The sequence below is a fragment of the Dietzia sp. UBA5065 genome, from assembly GCA_002415925.1.
GTDB lineage: Bacteria > Actinomycetota > Actinomycetes > Mycobacteriales > Mycobacteriaceae > Dietzia.
Window position 1 is genome coordinate 24,256 of record DIAZ01000139.1, and the last position, 750, is coordinate 25,005.

1 protein-coding gene is annotated in these 750 nt (G+C 67.9%); it reads right to left on the bottom strand.

The window, feature by feature from the left end; translation table 11 throughout:
• Nucleotides 1-3 precede the first annotated feature (3 nt).
• A partial coding sequence (locus B4M60_RS10885; protein WP_291083553.1) for an AAA family ATPase occupies nucleotides 4-750 on the bottom strand: 747 nt, incomplete at its 5' end.

The following is a 750-nucleotide window of genomic DNA, read 5'->3' on the forward strand; positions in this document are numbered from 1 at the left end:
GGGTCACAGGTCCTCCTCCCGGCGCGGGACCGAGACCTCGACCACGCGTTCCCCGCGCACGCCCGACAGCCTCGCCCATTCCTGCGGGTTGGAGGTGTTGGGCAGGTCCGTGTTCTCGGCGAACTCGGCGTCCACGGCGTCGAGGAAATCGTCCGTCGTGAGCCCCTGGCCCGAACCGTGGACGATGTCCTTGATCGCAAGCTTCTTGGCGCGGTCGACGATGTTGCGCAGCATCGCACCGGAGGTGAGGTCCGCCAGGTACAGCGAGGCGCGCCGGCCGGACGCGTAGACCAGGTGGACGTAGGTCGTCGACTCGTCACGGGTGTAGAGCCGGTCGAGGATCCTGGAGATGATCTCGCGGACGTGGTCCTGGCCCGTGGTCCCGATCTCCGACGGGTCGAAGCGCAGGTCCGGGGTGATGTATTTGGCCAGGATGTCGCCGGCGGCGTCCCGGTCGGGGCGGTCGATGCGGATCTTGAGGTCGAGGCGCCCCGGGCGCAAGATCGCCGGATCGATCATGTCCTCGCGGTTGGAGGCCCCGATCACGATGACGTTGCGCAGGTCCTCGACGCCGTCGATCTCGGCCAGCAGCTGCGGGACGATCGTCGTCTCCATGTCCGAGGAGACGCCCGACCCGCGCGTGCGGAAGATCGAGTCCATCTCGTCGAAAAATACGATGACCGGGTTGCCCTCGGTCGCCTTCTCCCGCGCCCGCTCGAAGATCGCCCGGATGTGCCGCTCGGTCTCCCC